The following is a 1245-nucleotide window of genomic DNA, read 5'->3' on the forward strand; positions in this document are numbered from 1 at the left end:
GTTGATTATGAATAATATCCCATAAATGAATACCAAAAAGGAACGCTCTCTTGTAAAATGTAAGTACGACCAAACAATTTACGAGAAGAGGCGTTCCCTATGAAACAGAATACCATGTTCCCGAATTTGATTCAAAAGTTTATTACCGATGAAGAGCTAAAACCACTAATTGAGTTAATCGGATATGAAGATACTGCACGAAAATTGACGGTTAAAACGCTAATCCAGTACCTTGTTACGGCGGCAGCCTCGGAATGGAAAAGTCTTCGCCACAGCTCAGAGGTTGGCACTTCCGCGGGCCTCGTGAGCGTCGATTATTCAACGCTGTCTAAAAAACTTGGTCAGCTTGATTATAAGTTAATGAAGCAGGTTTTCTCGCTGATTGTGGGCAAGTGTAATCGAGTGACTCGGCGTGCGCTAAAGATCCCCAACCGGCTACTGCTTGTGGATTCGACGACGATAACCGTGGGAAAAGGGCGGCTTCCGTGGGCAGTTTTTCACGGCGAACGCTCGGGAATCAAACTTCATGTTAGCTTTACTCCAGAAACGAATATGCCATTGAAAGTCATTGAAACGATAGGTTTAAAACATGACGGACCTGTAGGCGAAGGTTTGACAGATAAGCGTTTTGTGCTTGTGGAAGACCGGGCTTATTTTAAAATCAAACGCATCGATCAATTTATTTTAGACGAACAGGATTTTGTCATCCGTATGAAAGAAAATATTGAATTATCCGGAATCAAATCATTGCGACGCATGCTATCAAAGGACTCTAACGTCACGCGGGACATCACCTGTCTTTTAGGCACGATTCAATCGCGTTCAGTAAAACGTCATCGTGTGGTCTTTTTTAAAGACAACGACGGACATGAAATCCGTGTAGTGACAAGTCTGTTCAACGTATCCGCTGAAACAATCGCCGACATGTACAAAGCACGCTGGGGAATTGAATCTTTTTTTCGTTGGATCAAACAAAATCTAAATGTCCCTGTATTATTTGGTACGACTGAAAATGCTGTTTACAACCAGCTTTTTTCAGCATTGATTGCGTATGTACTAATCGAATGGGTCTATCAACAGACAAAGTCCTCTATTCATAGACCCAAACTGTCTCCCACGTCTTTTCTACGTATGCTAATGGAAGACACATTGCCGTTTATTTGGAAGGATGAACTGGCTTTCTTTCTGCATAATTATTGGGCATCCGACGGAAATATTCTTCCTGTTTGTGGATAATCAACACGC

The 1245-nt window shown here is 42.1% G+C and carries 1 protein-coding gene; it reads left to right on the plus strand.

The genetic code is table 11. From position 1 onward, the window contains the following. Window positions 1–99: 99 nt before the first annotated feature. Window positions 100–1236, plus strand: coding sequence for an IS4 family transposase (locus B371_RS0100370; RefSeq protein ID WP_019412379.1), 1137 nt, complete (start codon window positions 100–102; stop codon window positions 1234–1236). Window positions 1237–1245 lie beyond the last annotated feature (9 nt).

It is taken from the genome of Paenisporosarcina sp. TG20, assembly GCF_000286315.1.
GTDB lineage: Bacteria > Bacillota > Bacilli > Bacillales_A > Planococcaceae > Paenisporosarcina.